The following is an 18,647-nucleotide window of genomic DNA, read 5'->3' on the forward strand; positions in this document are numbered from 1 at the left end:
ACTATCGCTCCTTCGCCCATTCGCTACGAATGGGTTCGATCATGGTTAACCGGCCGTTCCGGAACTCGCGGACAATGGCACATTCGTAGGGGTCGCCAGGCGTGGACGAGCTGCCACGCCGTAATTCGACAACTTGGGTTACCCGCCGCTGCTTCGTCGTATCGGAGTCCATATGCACAACAATGACATCAAGCGCGGACAGGTTGGCTCGTACGATTGCTGGTGTAGTATGCCGGGCCGCAGCTGCGTAGCTCTCCATCCGTAAAAACACTTCAATGCCGTTTGTGGCATGGAGGGTTGTCAGAATAGGATGGCCGGTTGAGGCGGCTTGAATCATGGCCCAGAGTTCAGCACCACGACCTTCGCCGAGAATCACGCGTTCGATATTCAGTCGGAGCGCCAAGCGAACGGCCTCCAGGAAGGCGAACTCATCGCCATCCTCTAACACGAACCCGACATCGTTGAACGGATCGCCGGTAGGCAGCTCTGGGATGTCCTGAACTACCACACACCGCATTTCACCCATCTCACGCTTGAGCGCAGCGGCCAGTGTGGTCTTGCCTGACCCGGTTCCGCCAGAAATGATGATATTGACGTGCTTGGTGAGAATTGCTCGACGGAGGATCTCCGCAACATCCTTTGGAAGCACGTGCGCAGCGACAAGATCATCGAGACTAGCGAACTCATCGGGCAGAATGCGCAGGGTAAGGCTGGGTCCGTCAGGCGTGAGGCCTTCCCGTGTCGCTGTATAGCGTAGCCGCCGTAGGCCGGTGCCGCCACGGGCAACACCAAGTCGTTTTTCATGGGACAAATTGCCCCACGTTGTCGGATCCTCTTTTGGTCCCATGCGGTTGACGAGTAGTTTGTTCTGGAGCCAAATGATCCAATCCCGGTGGAGTGCAAGGGGGAGAATAGATCGAATCCCCGATCGATCGACAACGATATCGCGACCTGGACCGTTCAGGCAAATATCGTGGACGAGCGAATCCCGAACCACATTATCAATCGGCCCCCACCAGGGGATGTGCTTCCATTCCTCGGCAGTCGGAATATCTTTCATCCCTGCCTTGAGCAAAGCTTCTCGAACAGGGATGCCCCAATCAATCGCCTCATTCGCGACGAGCGCGCCTAATGTAGCGAGGAGCGCGGTATGTTTCACGAGATCGTTCTCCTTATCGCCGCAACAGCGATTTACTTCGTCTTGCCAGTGGTATCCAACGTGTCGGGCGCGCCGGGAAGCGTGGTGCGAACGCCAGGCAACAGCTTGTTTGTCTCGCTGTAGGCACCGCTCAGACCGAAGGCATTGAGATCCTGGGGTTCCATGCGGCCAATGACCGGAGCCATCTCCGAATCACCGCTGTAGCGTTGTCCGAACAGGCTGACACCAGGGATTGCGCTGACCGTCCACAATGCTTGACTCTGATAGAGCGTGCCAGCTAGGAAGGCAGCGCCTTTGGTTCCGTCCACGTACAGGACTTCCAGCTTGGTCATCAACATGCAGGTATAGGGGATAGGTTCGCCATTAGCGCTGACATTTGATGCACTGGCAGGAAGCACAGATGCGCCCTCAGGAATGCTACCCTCAGTCAGCACTTCAGTGACATCACCATTCGTCGGTGTACCGCCGACTTCGCGGCATCGATCTTGGTCACCGGTGGGATCAGTAAAACCAATGTTCAGATAATCGCGATCGGTCAGCGGACCAACGGTAGTGGTAGAGAATGGTAATGGCACCATCCCCTGTGGTAGTGCCTTGCCATTTGGGTACATTGGCCGTGTAGGTGGTACCATGGATACCTGAGCCATTGTTGCCAGTTCATCCTTGCCAACATTCCGCGTTGACCAGGTGCCCACGAGGATTTCAGGATTACTCACGCCGTCCAGCTGTGGAACCCGGTTAATCGGAACCGCAATTGTTCCAAGATCTTCTAGGGTAATCTGGACTCCGGCGGGCACATCCCGCGACCAAATAGCAACTAACTCCGTGCGCTGATTCATTACGTTGGTGTAGATCCCGAATGCAACAGCCAGAATCCCGAGGATCGTCAAGAGGATTGGGAGTGGCGAACGGCGGATGGCTTTTTGTGGTGTAAACGACATGAACAACTCCTTGATACCCATTTCAAACCAACAAAAACGGGCTTGCACACTCTGCTCACGATGAGCGGAGAACACAAGCCCGTCCAAAGACAGCTTTCTGAGCGCTTGACCCCGCTCCGGGTTTTGGTTATCGACTGTGATTTAGCATAGCAGATTGAACATCGAGCGTAACCCAAATAGCACCAAAGATCCGATGAACATCCGATGGATTTCTACGGTGAGCCAGTCACCACATCGAGACGACTGGCTGCTTCAACAGTAATCGTTGCAGTACTATCGCCAAATCCGAGAGAAATTGATTGAATGGGAACCTCAACCCGACCACATAATGCTGCAGAGGAAAGCATTTGACCATTACATTCCCCACCACGTGGAAGAACTATCCACGTCGCACCCCGCGCAATATCAAGGGGATTCCCAACGAGGCCAGGAACACTCGCCAGATTGAGCGCGAGCATTTGGGTAGCACGAGCTTCCACCTCCGCAGAGTCACGGAACGCAGCCTCTGATCCAAAGGATGTATAGCTCCACATCTGCGCTGCGGTACGTGTTGACTCACGAATTGCTGATTCGGCGCGTTGGATCTGGCTGACGCGTTGCGCATAAAACCAGCCTAGGCCACCAATGAGCATGATAACCATCATGAAGGCGGCCCCAACGGCCAGAACCCCGCCTTGTGCACGTCGTGGAAGTACTTTTTTTCGCAGTTGCTGGAACTGCTGAAGCGTCAATCGTTTCATTGATCAATACTCTCTTGATTTGCGCTTCCTGGAATATGTGTGCTGGAGCCTGGAACATCCCATACAGGAATATCCGTCGATGGGTTGTCCGCCTGAAGTGGTGTTCCTATGGAGCGACCAGGACCGCCGTCAACCTCGGAGGCGCGGGAATACTGGGACGATACCGTGAAATACTGTGGCATAAACGGGAGTTGAATCCAAGGCTTGATCTGCACACTTACACGGACGGTCACCGGCTGGTAGCGTGCACAGCCACCACTACATTGTACCGACACTTGGCGAGTATCAAGATCAAAGGCAGCAGTAGACAACATGGCATCCACGCTGTCTTCCACACGATCAGTATCACCCCCCGAGATTGCCGCTTCATGGGCACCGGAGGCCGCAGCAAAGGCGACCGCATCACGCGCGGTAAAGACTGGCCAGAAAGCTAGCACAGCCAGCACAATCATCATCAAGGGTGCAAGAATCAGACTAAATTCTACAAGCGCTTGGCCGTGGACTTTTCGTTGGCTACGACCAAGCCCCATTACTCTGAGCCTCTGAAGAATTTGGGACATGTGCATCGTGGACTCCTTATAGTGACTAGAGGTGTCTCCATACAATTCCGTTGGTGGAATAGACATGCTGCTATCCCGCTCCTTATCTGTTGCTCTGGCGATTAGTATCGATAACTTCTTTCTCCATGCTGTTTGGCGATGCCACCAAGAACGTACACTCGCCCCCGTCCAGCACATTTCTTCCGAGAATTAGTCAGTTGTTCTTCTACCTCAACTCCAAGTGCAGACCATGCCAGAGTAAACGCTGTGAGGTCTGTGGGAATCTCACGGGGAGTGAATTCACCAGTACCGCAGGCATTGAGGGTGAAGAAGATCGGGATAGGAAACGTATTAACTTCCACCGGTATACCAACGGAACAAGCCGATGGGATTACATTGTGATGACGACAAAGACTTACTTTGTCGGCACCTAGGATGACCTGATAGCGGCGTTCGTGTTCGTCAATATAGATTTCTACTTCCACGCGGGCCTCACTTGGTGGTGACTACAGCGAGCATGTTGATAACAAAGGTTCCGTCCATGACCGTGTATTGCTTCCACGTTTGCCCTGTGGCAGTAAACACCACACGGGTTTCAACGAGTGCGCTGACCTTCATATCGACGGCCCGAATTTGAGATAGGCGGTAGGCGTACACATTTGGCGCAACGTTGGGAGCATTGGGTACACTCCAGTGTAAACGTGCCTGAGCGCCCATCTGTGCCGCACTAGGGTTATCTCTATAGCGAAACACACAGCCACGCAGTAAGGATGTATCGATGCCTGCTGGCGGCGCATCAGCCCCTGGCCGACAGCCAGTCCGACCAAGGCCATCAGCTTTTCGCGCCTCAATACCCATTGAACCGTTATAGCTCCAAGCCACAACCTCCTGTTCATAGCGATAGCCGGGCGGTGGATCTCCAAGTGGTTGGAGTTCAACATAGGGCATGAAATCGCCGGTTTCGGCGTGCGGCCACGACATCGTTGGACTGTCTGCCAAGGTAACACCCTTCGCTGGATCAAGATAGCCATGGTATCGTGGCCGCATTGTTCCATTGGGAATGGGCACTGGTGGGGGAGGAGGTAGCTCACGCAGTCGGAAGATATAACCCAATGCTGTACCTCCCGTGGATGGAACATCAATTTGCAGTGTTCCTCTATTTCCAGACCAAGACACATTGGTTGATCCCCAAGTCCCCGTACCGACAACCTCATCAACATAGGCATTCAGATCCGCCATGCGATTAAATGAAAGAGTAATATTGGTAGTTATTGGTGGCGTTGCCATTGGAACACGCGCTTCAAATGATCCTTCTGCACTAACCGGGATGTTATAGGTAACACGACTACCCCCTGTGTTACGCAAGGAAACACTTCCAAAGGGGCCTCGGACAGTTGTTCCATCAATCTTTTTGAGTTCGACATGACCACGAATTGTTGCAAATATGGGGTTTGCTGTTTCAACTAAATTGAATACATTGCCGACAGAGTTGCCTGGTGTGAACCGGAGCGCATTTGTATCACTGTCCACCACACTATTCGTTCCAGGCGTTGGGTCGATCTGCTCATACATAAGGTAAGCAGGGGGCGGGGGAGGGCTATACATGAGCGTCCAGCCAAGCTGGCCCACGCGAGGACGCAACTGGTTTCCTGTCAAGGAGAATGTGGTTGCCCCCATACCAGGTGTCACCTGAGCGATTGTGCCGCCTTGCGAACCTAGGAGTGAGAGGGTGCCGCCACTAAAGACCTGCCATATGCCGTCAACATTGCGCTTCTGTACCCGGGCATCAATCGTGGGGATTTGGATATAGTAGAAAATGGCACTGCATCCACCAGCAGTTAGGTTTCGTAGTGCACCCGCAGGGCCTGCTGCGCCAGCATCGAGCGCAGTCAGAACACCAGGCTGGGTTGTACAACTGCCCTCAATTTTCCAGACGAAATCTGTCTCAGCGAGATCAGGGCGCAGATTGATATAATTATTGGGAGCAACTGGCATCGTCGTTGGCCATGCGAGAACAGCGTTGCCATTAGAATCAGACCGAAGTATTGTATTCGTGCCGAATGTAGGGTTATGCCACGTTATAGACTGGTTAGCGATTGGTCCAGCATCTGCGCCAGCCATTGTTGCTCGTCGAAGAGAAATTGTGATAGATGGGTCAGTAGTTCGAAAGTAGGCAAACTGAACCAAACCGTTTTGCCATTGTCCACAACCAGTTGATTGACCAAAAATCTCAACCCGATAGTAACGGCCAGCAATGGTTGGCACGCTTAGCTCAGGATTTGGACCACTTGGCTTCAGTTCCCAAAAATTACGCCAGTGATTTGAGAATGATGGAGGTGGGACTCCATCAGTTACGATATAGTAACCATCCTCGATATGATTTGCACCACTGTTACGGATAGCATGACGAAATGCATTATTGAGGATGACTCCTTGTCCAGCATGCGTAAATGGATAAATACCAGCCAAATCACCATAGTAGGGGGCTCCTGGAGGCCCATCATTTGTCCAACTTGTTGATGGATTCCAGTTGATTGCATATTGATAGCGATCAGCGGGCTGATCATACGCATAGAGTATTGGCAGAGCAGTAATCTGCGTAGCACTGAGTTGATCAAATGGTACTTGAGATTCACGCACCTTAAGAAACATTCCCTGTCCATACCGTGAGCGTACGGCCCCCCATGAAAAGGTATTTGTGCCAACTGGTACAAGTCGGCCCGGACTCTGTGTATCTAAATTACCTGATAATGAAACATTTGGTATTGCGGGTGCCCCAGGGCATGATGGAGGTGGGATGGTGGGTGTTAAAGCTGGAGTAGGTGATGGATTGACACCACAGAGGCCAGCATTTGATAGGCGATTCATGTTAATGGTAATAGACTGGCCTGCGCGACCCAACGCAGTGGTTGTCTGATAGTCACCATAGCCTGCCGCCAAAACTGTTACCGTCTGCCCATGATTGACGGAAAATGATGCAGAAGAGACACCATCGAAACCTTGCGAGTTATCTGCGAGTTGAATGCGTGTTTGGAATGGATTGCCACAGGCAATCACGCTGATGGCCAATACTCCGGGCTGCGGCGTTGCAGTCGGGATCGGAGTAGGTGTTGGCGTAGGTTGCGGTGGAACATTCCAGACATGCACATCGTCATGACGGAACACATCCTCATACCCGTTGCCATTAGGATCATAACTGGGATACCATTCCCCAGCTGCGTACAGGCCTTGCGGTGGAGTAGGAATAGAAATCCCGACGATACTTGAAGGCCATTGTTCACGATCAACCCGATTGTCACCATAGCCAGGGTCCTGAATTGATGATGAACGGCCAACACCAATCGGAGGTCTACGCCATGAGCCCCACCAGCGAATACCATCACTGCCAGTACATGGAGCACCACCACGGTTGGTTTCATGTACTTCAGCTCGATAACTGTTATTTGATAGTGTGCTCGCAGTCCAATTTTGACCTTCAACCCAAATGGTAGTCCTCGACCAACCACCAGGATTCAATGCCTCATTGCACGAGGATGCTGCCACTGATTCAGTATATCCAAACGTAATGAATAGTGCTGCTAGAAAAGCCACAACCCCTGCAACCATATGGGGTAATGTAAAGTGACGCATGGATTCTCCTTAGCCTTAATAGAATAGGACGACGAGCGTCCCTCCAGTATCCCAACCATCGACTCTACCTACACCAATGCCGATCCGGCTATAGCGAGCAGATGACAATGGGCCATAGGCTCCATCCTCAAGAAGAGACGTGAGTTGATCGACATTATGCTGAGCCGCGATAATGTCAGCCGGTAGGGGAATCATATCAACCGAGAGTGGGCCACCTTCAGTGATACCAAAAGATTCCAGCCATACCGCCTGATGCATCCGAAAAACAGTGCTGTCTTCGTTATAGAGGCGGAATGCCAAGCGGGACTGAGCCATCGCGCCAGCGCGTTGGAGAAGATCCTCATCGAGAACCAGTGGTTGCATGTGCTTATCAGTACGTAAGGTATTAAATGCCGAAATGATGGCCATAGCTTGCGCCGAATCGTTCTGCAGTTGGAGTGTACTAGTGAGCGGCAGCCACTCCACTAAGCGAAATGAAGCTTGTTCTTCTGGAGACAGGTCTAATTCGACCGGCATAGTCAGCGCGGAGATCATCGTAAATGCTGGCAAATTGATGCTTGGTGCTTGTACCTCACTCCCTGCTGGGCTAACGATGACCGATGTGGTATTACGAGATTGCAGCTGCCGATTCTCAACGTTTGGAATATAACCAACTGGATTACGAGGCAACACCAGAGCACGTATGAGTAGTACACAACACATAACCCCGATACCTGTCCAGACAGCCCAATGAGAAAAGAAGCGTTTGAGTCGATATAGATCCATCAAAAACCTCCACAACGAAATCAAATTAAAAACGCCTGTTAGTCCACATTCGGTGGATCAACAGGCGTTAGCCTTCTAAGCGTTTGCCCCCGCTCCGGGGTCTAATTGTCATTTCTGGATTAAGCTGGTACGTCTTTCAGGAGGCGCTTTAATCCTCGCCGTGCTTGTCGTACAAAGCCGCTTGGTTTACCACACGCTCTATCTGCTTCTAATAATTCTGCAATCTCCTTCAATGTTGTAACAAAATAACGAGGAACGATGAGGGTACAAGTGTCTATATCTTCGTCAGAGGGAAGCTCCGATAGAACAGGCGAAATAATGGAGAACATTGGTCTGCGCGATGCCTGCGCAGACTCATGTATAAACTCTTTATGGTGTGCAGACATGCGCGACTCCTTTGCATTAAAAACGGGCTTGTATTCTCCATCTGAGTGATAGAGAAAAGTACAAGCCCGTCAACTGACAGCTTTCTAAGCGCTTGCCCCCGCTCCGGGGTCTAATTGTTGGTATAGACTAGGGATAGGCGATGCCAGAAACGCGATCGCACGTCTCGGAATTGAACAAATTGTCTCCCATTCGACCCGTACATTTAGTTTGCACATACCACACGCCCAGTCTATCACCAAGCGTCGGTTTACCAGTGATTTCAGGGTGATATTCTAAGATAGCACGCTCGAAAACCTGCCATGTGTAGGGTTTCGCCGAGCTCCCCTTCTCTGCACGTAATGGCATTCCGAATAAGGCAACGCTCTCGGCTCGACTCTTTCCTGATTGGCCATCAAATTCCAGACCATTTGTTTGCCAAAATGCCGAAACATTCTCGCCAACATTCTGTTTGGTTTCCTCAAAATAGAGGGGCATCTCAGGAAAACCATAGGAACGTGCTCGAGCATCCTCTTCGCGCCAATTTGGGCTTGTCCAGTCCGACTTGACAGCACCCAGCCGACCCAAAAGAACATCGTAGGGAGCATTATTCTCTGGGTGCAGTTCGAAGCGCTGGCGCTCAAAGTACTGTGTGAGGTACACCCGGCCGGTATCCTCGTTGACTTGCTCGAACGCACTTGTGATCGGATATCCAAACACCGCTACGCCACCATTATCTTCCCAAAATTGGAGGAATCGACCTTCAATACAATCTGGAATCAGTGCCACGTCAAAACATTTCCGTTGCTCTGCAGCTTGCACCGATGGATGCACCAACATTCCAATAATCACCAAGAGCATCAAGACGAGAACACCGATAAAACGAATGCCCTTCATATGAATGGACTTCATGTGATTTTCTCCTTTCGTGACATGGTGTTCTATAAAACTAATCCAGCCATGACTAGAGTATCAGATTGAATCGTTGAGTTCAGTACTTTTTAGAAAAAGATCCGATGGACATCCGATGGATTTCGGATTGTATACCCATCGAACGGAGAAGAAGTTGGTTAATTCTCCGAACTCTGCCCTCCACAATCATTTTTCTCCTTCTTATTCTCCTTAGCTATAGCAGCCTTAAGCAAGGCTTCTCGTCGTTCGCCCACACTCAGCATATTCTCAATGAAGAGCTGTTCAGCTTCGCGTTCTTTGTCGGTCTGTCCAAATGGTGAACCTACCCATATACGGTATCCACCTGATGTGCGACCTGCAGGCCGTCCCCGTTTTCTTTTGTTGGGTGGCTGATCATCTGCCAAGAAAATGCACCTCCATTTGTATTTTCTACGGTATTAGAATACCGTAGAAAATACACTAAGTTTATGTAGTTGTCAATAAGGGGTTAAACGCAAGACCACTCAAATAAGGGGTAGGGCGCTGGGCAATGCGTCCATTGGAAGGGTGGTGGTCGTCCGGGATCACGGATCGGATCACCCGTCAGCGTGACCCGACAAATGGCATCGTCAAAACATCCCCTTGGCTGGTTCCGCTGCGCATGGTCTGGGCCTTTCCGCAGAAATTTCGTCATTTTTTGCTTGACCACGCGCGGATTGATCCGGAAACGCTTGATGGATCTTTCCATGCCAGGAATGTCGGGTATTGAGGCGACGCAGCAGGTGCGGCGCATCAGCCCACGGTCGCAGGCGGTTGTGCTGACCTCATTTGTGGAGGATACCGACATTTTTCCTGCAATCAAGGCTGGGGCGATTGCCTATCTGCTGAAAGATGTGGGGCCACAGGAGGTTGCTGCGGCAATTCGAGCATCGGCACATGGGCAAGCAACCATTCACCCACGCATCCCAAACCATGGGAGCGATGCACTGGTCATGCAGTATCCATGACCAGTGCGTCATCACAGTGGTGTATCGTCCGCCTTTCCTTCCACGCGCTTGCGCTGCGGCGAGGCCACCGGTCGTCCGTTCACGAATGAGATCGTGTTCGAACTCTGCCAAGGCAGCAAAGAAATGAAAAATCAATTTGCCCCCAGAATTGGTGGTATCGAGGTGCTTTTGGAGGGCACGAAAACCAACCTCACGTTGATGGAAATCCTTACCACAACTCTCAAGAAGTTATAAAGTCCTTAGGTCTTGATCACGTAAATTTTGTAGCTTATTCCATTTGTTCACCCCTATCAAGAGCCGCCATGCATGTAACAAGCTGGTTTTTTGTTTTGTGTGTATCGGGATGCGTAGCACCAAGCATGGTCGTTTGAATATTCAACGCTCGTTCTAGCAGCACTCTTGCTGCCGTATACTCTTCAGTTACTTGATAGAGTTCAGCGAGACTCCTCAGGCTGGTTGCAATATCAGGATGATCCGGGTCAACGGTAGCCTCTCGAATGGATAACGCTTCCTCCAATACGCTTCGTGCTATTTTATAATCTCCAAGACATTGATACAGTAATCCTAAATTATTGAGTCCATACGCAACATCAGGATGGCGTTCCCCAAGTGTTTCTTTAAGCATGCTCACGGCTTGCTCATAGCATCGTTGTGCTGCGTTATAGTCCTTCATGCTCTGAAGCGTGCGACCTAGATTGTTAAGGTATATCGCTTTAATCGAATCGTTCTCAGTTTCATCACAGATCACCAATGCACGCTCATAGAGCGCTTTTGCGCTAGTATATTCTCCTAGGCCCTCAAGTATACGTGCAAGACAATTAAGACTAATCGCAACATCGGGGTGCCGAGAACCAAGAACCGATTCTCGAATGGATAATGCTTGCTCTGCGAAACGACGGGCACGTTTATAATCAGCCATCGAATCCAGCAAGGTTGCAAGCGCTCCTATAGATGTCGCTGTATCCGGGTGATTAATGCCCCACGTTTCGGTAAAAATCTCGATAGCACGCTCATAAAAATAAAATGAACGATTAAATTTGCCTGTAGTATGCATAAAGGCACCTAAATTGTGGAATGATTGCGCTGTCGCAGGGTGCTTTGGTCCTTGAATTTGTTCCCGAATCGCAAGCGCCCGCTCATAAAGCTCATAGGCTTCGCTATAGTTTCCAACAAATTCCATTAACAGAGCACGGTTGTTGAGGCTTGTTGCCATATCAGGATGGACTGGGCCAACAGTCTGTTCATAAATGGCAATTGCTTGCTCGCTTGGGAGATACGCTGATTCGTAATCCCCCATGCTTATGAGAAACAAACCAAGGTTATTAAGACTTTCGGCAGTCGCGGCGTGAATAGAGCCGAGTGTTGTCTCAAAAATAGACAAGGCTTCTTTACAGAGCATGCATGCAGTTTTAGAGTCACCAAGACTATATGCCACTGCACCAAGATCATTTAATGTTTTCGCGGTTGTCGCATGAATTCTTCCAAACAGGTCCTCTTCAATTGCAAGGGCACGCTCATAATGTGTCTGTGCCATAGCAAAGTTTCCCATAGACCAATACACCTCGGCCAGGGAATTAAGACAGGTTGCGGTATCAGGATGCATATCGCCGAATGTTATCTCATAAAGACGCAGGGCATGTTCGTAGGCTGGTTGGGCTGATCTAAAATCACCTATTGTTTTAAGGCAGAGTCCCCAGTGGAACCAAAGCTGTGCCATTGCAGTCTCAACACGATTCGCTCCACGATGAATAACCCACTCAAGATGAACCAGCATACGTTTCATGCTGCTAACATCACCATTCTGGCTAATGTTCTTCACATGGGTAATCAGAGACTCTTCAACCGTTGATTGCGCAGTTACATCGAGAATGACTGCTTGGGCAAAGTTCGCGACGAGGCGATGCAAACGCACCCCTGTATCCTCCACAATCATTAATCCAAGATCGGCTAGCCGACCTATTGCAGCTTGACCTTGCATCATTTGAGGGCGAAGATTGACGCTCGTAAGAAGAAGTTCAATGGGGATGAGCATGCCTGGAGCAAAACAAGCAGCTCGTATGAGAATCGCACTGGCCATACGATCTCGTTCATTCTGTAAATCAAGTCGTCGATAGCTCATCAGAAAGGTTCGTTCAACATCACGATCATGCTTGGTCGTAGAAATGTCATTTTCATGTTCGCCACGGAGCGAAGGATGGGCCATAATCATAGCATTTCGCAGCTCATTGATATAGTCCTCACTGCTTGTCCACCTGAATTCTGCGAGATAGCTTCCGGCAAGTTGTAAGGCTAAGGGTAAATCACCCAACTCTTCTGCAATAGCATCCGCCTCATTCGATAATAACCGTGGGGCAAGTCCTTGGAGAAGACTTATACTTGCGGAACGATCCAGAATATCTAGACGATAAACAGGAATATCGAAACTCGATGGCCAGCGCTGGCGTTGACTTGTGATAAGAACGCGACAACCACCAGTCATTGGTAACCACTGTTGCACGAGGAGAGGGTCATCACAATTATCAAAAACAAGGAGCCGCGGTATGTTCTGCTCCCAGGCGTTTTGAACTAAACGCACTTGGTCATCAAGCGTCAAATCACCATTAGAGCGGTAGAGTTCGAGAAATCCCGGCCCTCCACACGCTGCAACCTCGCGTGCTATTGCCGCCGCATCTCCAAAATTTAGCCAGAAAACACCACTGAAATAACATCCATATCGACGCACAAATTCTACAGCGATGCTCGTTTTACCAACACCACCCAGTCCCGCAAGGATCACTCGCGATCCTAAGTCAAGTGCCGCATCCGCATAAAAGCGATGCGCGAGGGTCATTAACACGTCATCACGGCCAACAAAGTGTGGATTTGCGGCAAAAGGTATTCGTGAACCAGACGGGGGTGCGCTAATTGGAGGGACAACTGTTAGGGGTATCTCATTGAGTAACTGCTGCATGCCACTAAGGTGCGTGATATCACTTTTCCAAGAAACAAACAATGCTTGATCTTTCTCATCAAGCACCTGTTGAAATAAAAGCTCAAGCGATGGAAGACCTGCGGTAGTCAAGAGCGAGTTAGTTTGGCCTCGTGCCAGCTTTAATACAACGGCTGTTTGAAGCAAATACCGCCAGTTTTGGACAGTTTGCGTTTTCCCTCTATCCCATCGCTTGATCGTGCCAAGCGGCACATTACTTTTATGCGCAAGCTCCTCTCGGCTGAATGCTGTTGCCTCCCGATATCGCCGAAATAGTTCTCCAAAAGGTGTAGGGGGTATCGACACCAGTAGCCTCCTCTTTATAACCGCGATCCAAAACGATCTATAGCTGATTCCTACTAAAACCGGATTCTTTGTCTATGCTAAAGGCATTCACTCTGGCAGCCAAGAGTTTAGACTGACCGCCGTCATGTGCACTGACGACGGTTCGTTATCCGGAGAATGGCAATGACGATCCAATATCTGACACCACGCGAGAAGAAAGTGCTGGAATTAGTGGCGGAGGGTCTCCAAAATAAGGAGATTGCGGACAAACTTGGCATTTCAATCTCAACTGTTGAGAATCATCTTAAGGCCATATTCCCAAAACTTGGCGTTGGAAATCGAACCGAGGCAGCACGAGTATATTGGCAATCATAGCATCTTATTGCCTATTAATCACCTCGATAACCGCTATATGTGATATCGGTCACATATAGCGGTTATCCGCTATATGTGATATCGGTCGATTGCGGTAGTGTATCCTCATACTATTACATCCCACCAAAACCAACCATAAATGCGCGTCGTTAAGGAATAAGGAGAAATGTGCCTATGCCATAGGAATGATGTTAACTAGTTTCTTGATGCTCATAGCAAGGAGCTTAGCCACTGCTCCCAACGCAGTACATGCTGCCTGAAATGGGCAACAGATCCAAATGGCGGTATACGGAAGTAACTTTACCAAATTAAGATCGAAGGCTCGAACCAACACGGTAATTGGACGGTTTGAGAAACCACCTTCGACCCTACAAAAATGAACTACCAAATTTATTCATGAAGGAGACCTTATGAAAATCTCAAAGATCATTCTCACGTTCCTTTTTACTATCACTGCCCTCGTGGTTCCAAACCCTTCGGCCTATGCCCAATCCAAAGAGCCTGTTCCAACTGAAACGCCTGTGAAAGAGCCTGTTCCAACTGAAACACCCGGCGATGATCCCGATCGGAATTTCTGGTCAAATACAACAGCCGTCTTTTTCGATGCTGGTATCCATAATAATGCGCCTGCATATATTAGTTTTATCTCTGTTGCATACACTGATGGAAGTAACGAGTTTCAAACATCGTTCACCCCGTGGACGTATACAGGAGCACTTGTTGATGGTGGTCGCCGCACATGGACACTCAAAAACGGCATCAAGATCAAGTTTGATCTTGATGGATATGGTCGTCGAGAATGTACGGTTTCCACTTCTAGTCGGTATGCATTTTGGAGTTATACAACGGTAACCTACTTAGGCAATAACACATGTAGTATCAAATAACCGTCGCGTCTGCGCATCACTACGGTGCTATCGATACGCATTACTTCACCTATAAAGAATATACAAAAAAGGCATGGTTTGTATTTCAATAGAGCTCATGATCTCCGCATCGTAAATGATGGTTCTGGAATATTCTTTATCAAGCGATATTTATACGGTTTGTCAGCGTTTATCGCGACGTATGGATCGCTCAACGTTCCAGAACCATCATCTCCACTCTACCAGGTGCTGAAATTTTGGAGTTCTTAACCATGCTGTCGTCTTACTCTTCCGGCGGGAGGGGAATCGATAGACCACCTCTTCTCGCCTCATCAGCCATGGGATGTCCAGATACCACGCTAGGAGGATTCCAATGGATGCACGGTTTCGGTATTCAAGCCTGCTTTTGATATTGGTATTCGTGTTCGGCGGCGCACTGGTCATGCTGTCTCCCAGACAGGCGTTGGCTTCCAGCCATTCTGAGACACGCTTGAGCGGTCAGTATGAGTCCAATAATGGTGGGACAACAATCTGGTTGCGCTTGTGTGGTGCCGGCGCCAAGTATCGATTCCGATCCGTGCGTGTCGCCGACGGGGCGGTGCTCTGGGATCGAACCTACGATACGATCAACGGGTGTCTGCCATTCTCGTATCGCGCGATTATTGGCGCTCGAACGGGTGAGCAATTTCGCTTCTACACCATGGTCCTCGACGCGCCTATCAGCGATGCGGAGTTTCTCAAGCGGGCACGGCGGGATTTCTGCCGCGTCGACAACGGTGCGGCTGGTACGATCACGTGCCAGCGCGAATCTGTATCGTCTCCAGGATCGGACATTAACGAACCGTCGAACAACCAGACGCTGCATGATGCTATCACTGTTCGCGGCTGGTACCTAGATCTGGCGGCGACCGAAAATTCCGGTATTAGTGAAGTCCATGTTCATCTGATCGATGGATCCAGTGATCGCTTTATTGGCGCAGCCACCTATGGCATCAGTCGGCCCGATGTCGCCGCTGCGTATGGCGATACGCGGTTCACTAACTCGGGCTACTCTCTGAGTTTTGATACCCGCAATTATCCTAATGGAACCTACACATTGCGGGTTGACGGCCACAGCATTATGTCTGGTGCTTGGAGTTCGAATGCCCGAACTGTGACCATTGCCAATGCCGTAAATCAGCCGCCTAACCCACCCAGTCTGTCCGCTCCTGCCAATGGTGCCACGCTCGCCAGCCGCACCATCACACTTGGCTGGCAAGATGCTGGTGATCCAGATAACGGGCCACGTTCCTACCGCGATTACTCCGGCGAGGTCTGGAATACTGATCGGTCTTGGGGTGCAACCATCAATTGGCAGACGGCTACCAGCGCCAGCGTGACCGTTCCCGCCGACGGCGCTTATTCGTGGCATATGCGCTCCGGAGATGGGGGAGCATCCAGTTCGTGGTCAAGCACGTGGAATTTCACCGTCAGCACGCAGGCGTCCGCTCATCACGATGATACACGCCTGCGCGGCGCGGCCGAATGGAGCGGAACGACGATCTTTCTCCAGGTCTGCGGTGGCGGGCCGAATTATCGCTTCCGTAGTGAGTCAATCACGAGCGGGCAAGTCCTTTGGGACTATACCTATGGGTCACTCAATGGATGTTCTCCAGATTACCGAGCGGTCATCACGGCGGCGCCGGGCGAGAAGTTCCGCTTTTACTCGACGGTGATGAACAGTCCTCTGGCAGATGCGGATTTTCTGGCACGAGCGCGCCGTGACTCCTGCATTGTTGAATCGCGCGGCATCATCCGCTGTCAGCAGGGCGATACGCCTCCCGAACCGGTGGCGCATACTGACACCCGGCTGCGCGGCGCAGCGGAGAACAACCGTACGACCGTATTTCTAACGATCTGCGGTCAAGGTCCAAACTATCGTTTTCGGAGCGAGGCCATTGGCAGCGGCGCCGTGCTGTGGGACCAGACCTATGGCGCCATCAATGGCTGCTCGCCGAACTACCGCGCCGTGGTCAACGCTGTCCCCGGCGAAACGTTTCGCTTTTACTCAACCGTGATGAGCGGCTCGTTGTCCGATAGCGATTTTCTGGCGCGGGCGCGCCGCGACAGCTGCAGGATCGACTCAGGAGGTGTCATTCGCTGCCGTCCAGGTAATACGCCGCCAGACCCGATTGGCGGTAGCGGCGGGAACCATACGGTATTGAGCCAGCGGCAAGGATTCGATGCCTGTACGGCGCCGTCGCTGAGCATGATGCAGACGTGGGTTAATAGCAGCCCCTACCGCAATATTGGCATCTATATCGGTGGTTCCGCACGCGCCTGCCACCAGAACAATCTGACCCGCGATTGGGTGGCAGCGACGAGCCAGCAAGGCTGGACATTTATCCCGATCTGGGTTGGCCCGCAGGCTCCATGCACTGGCTTTGGCTCACGCATCAGCAGCGATGTGGCAACGGCGCGCAATCAGGGTACGCAAGAGGCCGATGCAGCGATTTCAGCCGCCGGAGGGTTGGGCCTTACCGATGCGGACAACGCTCAGAGCATCATTTACTACGATATGGAGGCCTACAATACTAACGACAGCGGGTGTCGCGCGGCAGTCAAGGCCTTTTTGGACGGCTGGGTAAGTCAACTACACTCACGTAACAACAAAGCTGGTATTTATGGTTCGGCCTGTGGGACGGCGGCCAACGACTGGGCCTCGCTGGCGAATGTGCCGGATGTTGCTTGGATCGCGGCCTGGTATCGGTCTTCCTACGACTCCGGCGCGAGCGTGTACGGATTACCATGCGTCCCGGACGGCAACTGGAGCAATCACCGACGTATCCGCCAGTATGCCGGTGGTCACCGTGAAACGTGGGGCGGCGTGACCATCAACATTGACTCGAATGCGGTGGACGGATTAGTGGCAACCGGCATTGCCCAAAGCATCGCCACTAATCTGTCCACTGCCGACGCGGTGGACACCGACGCATCGGCTGGACTGAATACCACGACGGCATCGCTGTCAATCCAAGCGATGAACCTTGTCCTGCCGGGACAAGGCTGGGTGCTGCGCAGCCAACGTTTGCTATGGACTGCGGATACGGGCGCGAGCTGGCGCGATATCACGCCGGTCTTAGCTGACGGAGTTGATATTCAGAGCGTGTTTTTCCGTGATGCCGATCACGGCTGGATGGTAGCCGTGCGTACCGCCGATGGCGGCGCGGAGGTGGTCTGCTTCCGAACGGCTGATGGCGGCGCGTCCTGGCAGGTAAGCACGCTAGCCGCATTCACACAGGCTGACGGAGTCGCGCCTCCGAGCATGAGCTACCTTGATTTTATCGACTCCACGACCGGCGGAATTGTGATCAAATCTGCGTCGGGGGTGAATTTCAGCCAGGGACAGTTGTTTAAGACAACTGATGGCGGTGCAACGTGGAGTCAGCATAACGTGCCGATTGGGGCACCAGTGCGCTTTAGCTCAGCCAGCGACGGCTGGCTTGTTGGCGGCCCGGCCGGCGATCAAGCCTATGTCACTCGCGATGGCGGCCTAACCTGGATCGCGCAGGCTATCGGGGCCGAGGCCGGGACAGGCGAGGTGCGCAGCTACATGCTGCCAACCTTCACCGATACTCAGCATGGGGCGTTTCCCGTCATCCGCGGCGATGCTGATCAGTCACGGGTTGAGCTCTACCGGACAACCGACGCTGGCGCGACATGGCTGCTCGATGAAACGCGGGATCTTCAAGTCGGGATCGAAGTCGGTGCGACAGTTCCCGTTGCGGTCGCAGATATCGATCACTGGGTGGTTGGTGGGCCGAGTGCTGGGTCTACTTTGCCCAGCGACGTGGTGGAGTTGAAGTTTGCCAATGCTGATCAGGGATGGGCACGCACAAACAGTGGAAGCTGTTCAAACCAGACGGTTTGCTCGTTCACGACCTCGCTGTTCCAAACCAGCGATGGAGGCCAGACGTGGAGTGTTTTGAACACACCGCGGAATGACATCTACCTTCCGTTGCTGCAACGCTAAGTTTTTCACCGGTTCTATCGGCTCTCTAGCGGAGCGATGTATGTTTAGTCACATCGCTCCGCTAACCTAGCTCATCAAACTTTTTTGGGGGGCATAGCTATGTACA

The 18,647-nt window shown here is 51.5% G+C and carries 16 protein-coding genes and 1 pseudogene; 5 read left to right on the forward strand and 12 right to left on the reverse strand.

What is annotated here, in order from left to right:
* Position 1: 1 nt before the first annotated feature.
* From SE18_RS25540 to SE18_RS25590, 10 genes are all read right to left on the reverse strand, one after another.
* Positions 2 to 1,159, reverse strand: coding sequence for an ATPase, T2SS/T4P/T4SS family (locus tag SE18_RS25540; RefSeq protein ID WP_054537316.1), 1,158 nt, complete (start codon positions 1,157 to 1,159; stop codon positions 2 to 4).
* A gap of 32 nt (positions 1,160 to 1,191) precedes the next feature.
* A complete protein-coding gene (locus SE18_RS25545) occupies positions 1,192 to 2,100 on the reverse strand; it encodes an SAF domain-containing protein (protein ID WP_054537317.1) in 909 nt (302 codons plus the stop codon).
* A 212-nt stretch (positions 2,101 to 2,312) separates the two neighbouring features.
* A complete protein-coding gene (locus SE18_RS25550) occupies positions 2,313 to 2,840 on the reverse strand; it encodes a hypothetical protein (protein WP_054537318.1) in 528 nt (175 codons plus the stop codon).
* Positions 2,837 to 3,406, reverse strand: coding sequence for a TadE/TadG family type IV pilus assembly protein (locus tag SE18_RS25555; protein WP_054537319.1), 570 nt, complete (start codon positions 3,404 to 3,406; stop codon positions 2,837 to 2,839). The genes SE18_RS25550 and SE18_RS25555 overlap by 4 nt, the downstream gene beginning before the upstream one ends.
* A gap of 95 nt (positions 3,407 to 3,501) precedes the next feature.
* On the reverse strand, positions 3,502 to 3,864 hold the full coding sequence (locus tag SE18_RS27335) for a hypothetical protein (protein WP_152976764.1): 363 nt from the start codon (positions 3,862 to 3,864) through the stop codon (positions 3,502 to 3,504).
* Positions 3,865 to 3,871: 7 nt separating this feature from the next.
* Positions 3,872 to 7,009 (reverse strand): hypothetical protein, encoded by a 3,138-nt coding sequence (locus SE18_RS27340; RefSeq protein WP_152976765.1) that lies wholly within the window; start codon positions 7,007 to 7,009, stop codon positions 3,872 to 3,874.
* Positions 7,010 to 7,024: 15 nt separating this feature from the next.
* Positions 7,025 to 7,774: a hypothetical protein gene (locus tag SE18_RS25575; RefSeq protein WP_054537323.1), complete on the reverse strand. Its 750-nt coding sequence runs from the start codon at positions 7,772 to 7,774 to the stop codon at positions 7,025 to 7,027.
* A 119-nt stretch (positions 7,775 to 7,893) separates the two neighbouring features.
* Positions 7,894 to 8,160, reverse strand: a complete 267-nt coding sequence (locus SE18_RS25580) for a hypothetical protein (RefSeq protein ID WP_054537324.1) — start codon at positions 8,158 to 8,160, stop codon at positions 7,894 to 7,896.
* 127 nt (positions 8,161 to 8,287) lie between these two features.
* Complete coding sequence (locus SE18_RS25585) at positions 8,288 to 9,049, reverse strand: hypothetical protein (protein WP_054537325.1); 762 nt, start codon at positions 9,047 to 9,049, stop codon at positions 8,288 to 8,290.
* Positions 9,050 to 9,207: 158 nt separating this feature from the next.
* Positions 9,208 to 9,453, reverse strand: coding sequence for a hypothetical protein (locus tag SE18_RS25590; protein WP_054537326.1), 246 nt, complete (start codon positions 9,451 to 9,453; stop codon positions 9,208 to 9,210).
* 125 nt (positions 9,454 to 9,578) lie between these two features.
* Here SE18_RS25590 and SE18_RS27655 point away from each other — a divergent pair, with 125 nt between their 5' ends.
* Both SE18_RS27655 and SE18_RS28085 read left to right on the forward strand, forming a co-directional pair.
* A complete protein-coding gene (locus SE18_RS27655) occupies positions 9,579 to 9,797 on the forward strand; it encodes a hypothetical protein (RefSeq protein ID WP_160319558.1) in 219 nt (72 codons plus the stop codon).
* The gene (locus SE18_RS28085) at positions 9,775 to 10,035 is read left to right on the forward strand and encodes a response regulator (RefSeq protein WP_054537327.1); all 261 of its coding nucleotides are present in this window, start codon (positions 9,775 to 9,777) and stop codon (positions 10,033 to 10,035) included. The genes SE18_RS27655 and SE18_RS28085 overlap by 23 nt, the downstream gene beginning before the upstream one ends.
* A 24-nt stretch (positions 10,036 to 10,059) precedes the next feature.
* Here SE18_RS28085 and SE18_RS28090 read toward each other — a convergent pair.
* Positions 10,060 to 10,242 (reverse strand): annotated as a pseudogene (locus tag SE18_RS28090) (recombinase family protein); the annotation flags it as partial.
* 61 nt (positions 10,243 to 10,303) lie between these two features.
* Positions 10,304 to 13,309: a tetratricopeptide repeat protein gene (locus tag SE18_RS25600; protein ID WP_054537328.1), complete on the reverse strand. Its 3,006-nt coding sequence runs from the start codon at positions 13,307 to 13,309 to the stop codon at positions 10,304 to 10,306.
* Between the two features lie 162 nt (positions 13,310 to 13,471).
* Between SE18_RS25600 and SE18_RS28410 the strand changes: the two genes are divergently transcribed.
* From SE18_RS28410 to SE18_RS25615, 3 genes are all read left to right on the forward strand, one after another.
* A complete protein-coding gene (locus SE18_RS28410; RefSeq protein ID WP_054537329.1) occupies positions 13,472 to 13,663 on the forward strand; it encodes a response regulator transcription factor in 192 nt (63 codons plus the stop codon).
* Between the two features lie 410 nt (positions 13,664 to 14,073).
* The gene (locus SE18_RS25610; RefSeq protein ID WP_054537330.1) at positions 14,074 to 14,550 is read left to right on the forward strand and encodes a hypothetical protein; all 477 of its coding nucleotides are present in this window, start codon (positions 14,074 to 14,076) and stop codon (positions 14,548 to 14,550) included.
* Between the two features lie 352 nt (positions 14,551 to 14,902).
* A complete protein-coding gene (locus SE18_RS25615) occupies positions 14,903 to 18,541 on the forward strand; it encodes a glycoside hydrolase domain-containing protein (RefSeq protein ID WP_054537331.1) in 3,639 nt (1,212 codons plus the stop codon).
* Positions 18,542 to 18,647: the final 106 nt, after the last annotated feature.

Source organism: Herpetosiphon geysericola (assembly GCF_001306135.1).
GTDB lineage: Bacteria > Chloroflexota > Chloroflexia > Chloroflexales > Herpetosiphonaceae > Herpetosiphon > Herpetosiphon geysericola.

Excerpts from the sequence above, each read along its gene's own strand:
- SE18_RS25545 (WP_054537317.1), bottom strand. The coding sequence starts at position 2,100 with ATGTCGTTTACACCACAAAAAGCCATCCGCCGTTCGCCACTCCCAATC.
- SE18_RS25550 (WP_054537318.1), bottom strand. The coding sequence starts at position 2,840 with ATGAAACGATTGACGCTTCAGCAGTTCCAGCAACTGCGAAAAAAAGTA.
- SE18_RS25555 (WP_054537319.1), bottom strand. The coding sequence starts at position 3,406 with ATGCACATGTCCCAAATTCTTCAGAGGCTCAGAGTAATGGGGCTTGGT.
- SE18_RS27340 (WP_152976765.1), bottom strand. The coding sequence starts at position 7,009 with ATGCGTCACTTTACATTACCCCATATGGTTGCAGGGGTTGTGGCTTTT.
- SE18_RS25575 (WP_054537323.1), bottom strand. The coding sequence starts at position 7,774 with ATGGATCTATATCGACTCAAACGCTTCTTTTCTCATTGGGCTGTCTGG.
- SE18_RS25580 (WP_054537324.1), bottom strand. The coding sequence starts at position 8,160 with ATGTCTGCACACCATAAAGAGTTTATACATGAGTCTGCGCAGGCATCG.
- SE18_RS25585 (WP_054537325.1), bottom strand. The coding sequence starts at position 9,049 with ATGAAGTCCATTCATATGAAGGGCATTCGTTTTATCGGTGTTCTCGTC.
- SE18_RS27655 (WP_160319558.1), top strand. The coding sequence starts at position 9,579 with ATGCGTCCATTGGAAGGGTGGTGGTCGTCCGGGATCACGGATCGGATC.
- SE18_RS28085 (WP_054537327.1), top strand. The coding sequence starts at position 9,775 with ATGCCAGGAATGTCGGGTATTGAGGCGACGCAGCAGGTGCGGCGCATC.
- SE18_RS28410 (WP_054537329.1), top strand. The coding sequence starts at position 13,472 with ATGACGATCCAATATCTGACACCACGCGAGAAGAAAGTGCTGGAATTA.
- SE18_RS25610 (WP_054537330.1), top strand. The coding sequence starts at position 14,074 with ATGAAAATCTCAAAGATCATTCTCACGTTCCTTTTTACTATCACTGCC.
- SE18_RS25615 (WP_054537331.1), top strand. The coding sequence starts at position 14,903 with ATGGATGCACGGTTTCGGTATTCAAGCCTGCTTTTGATATTGGTATTC.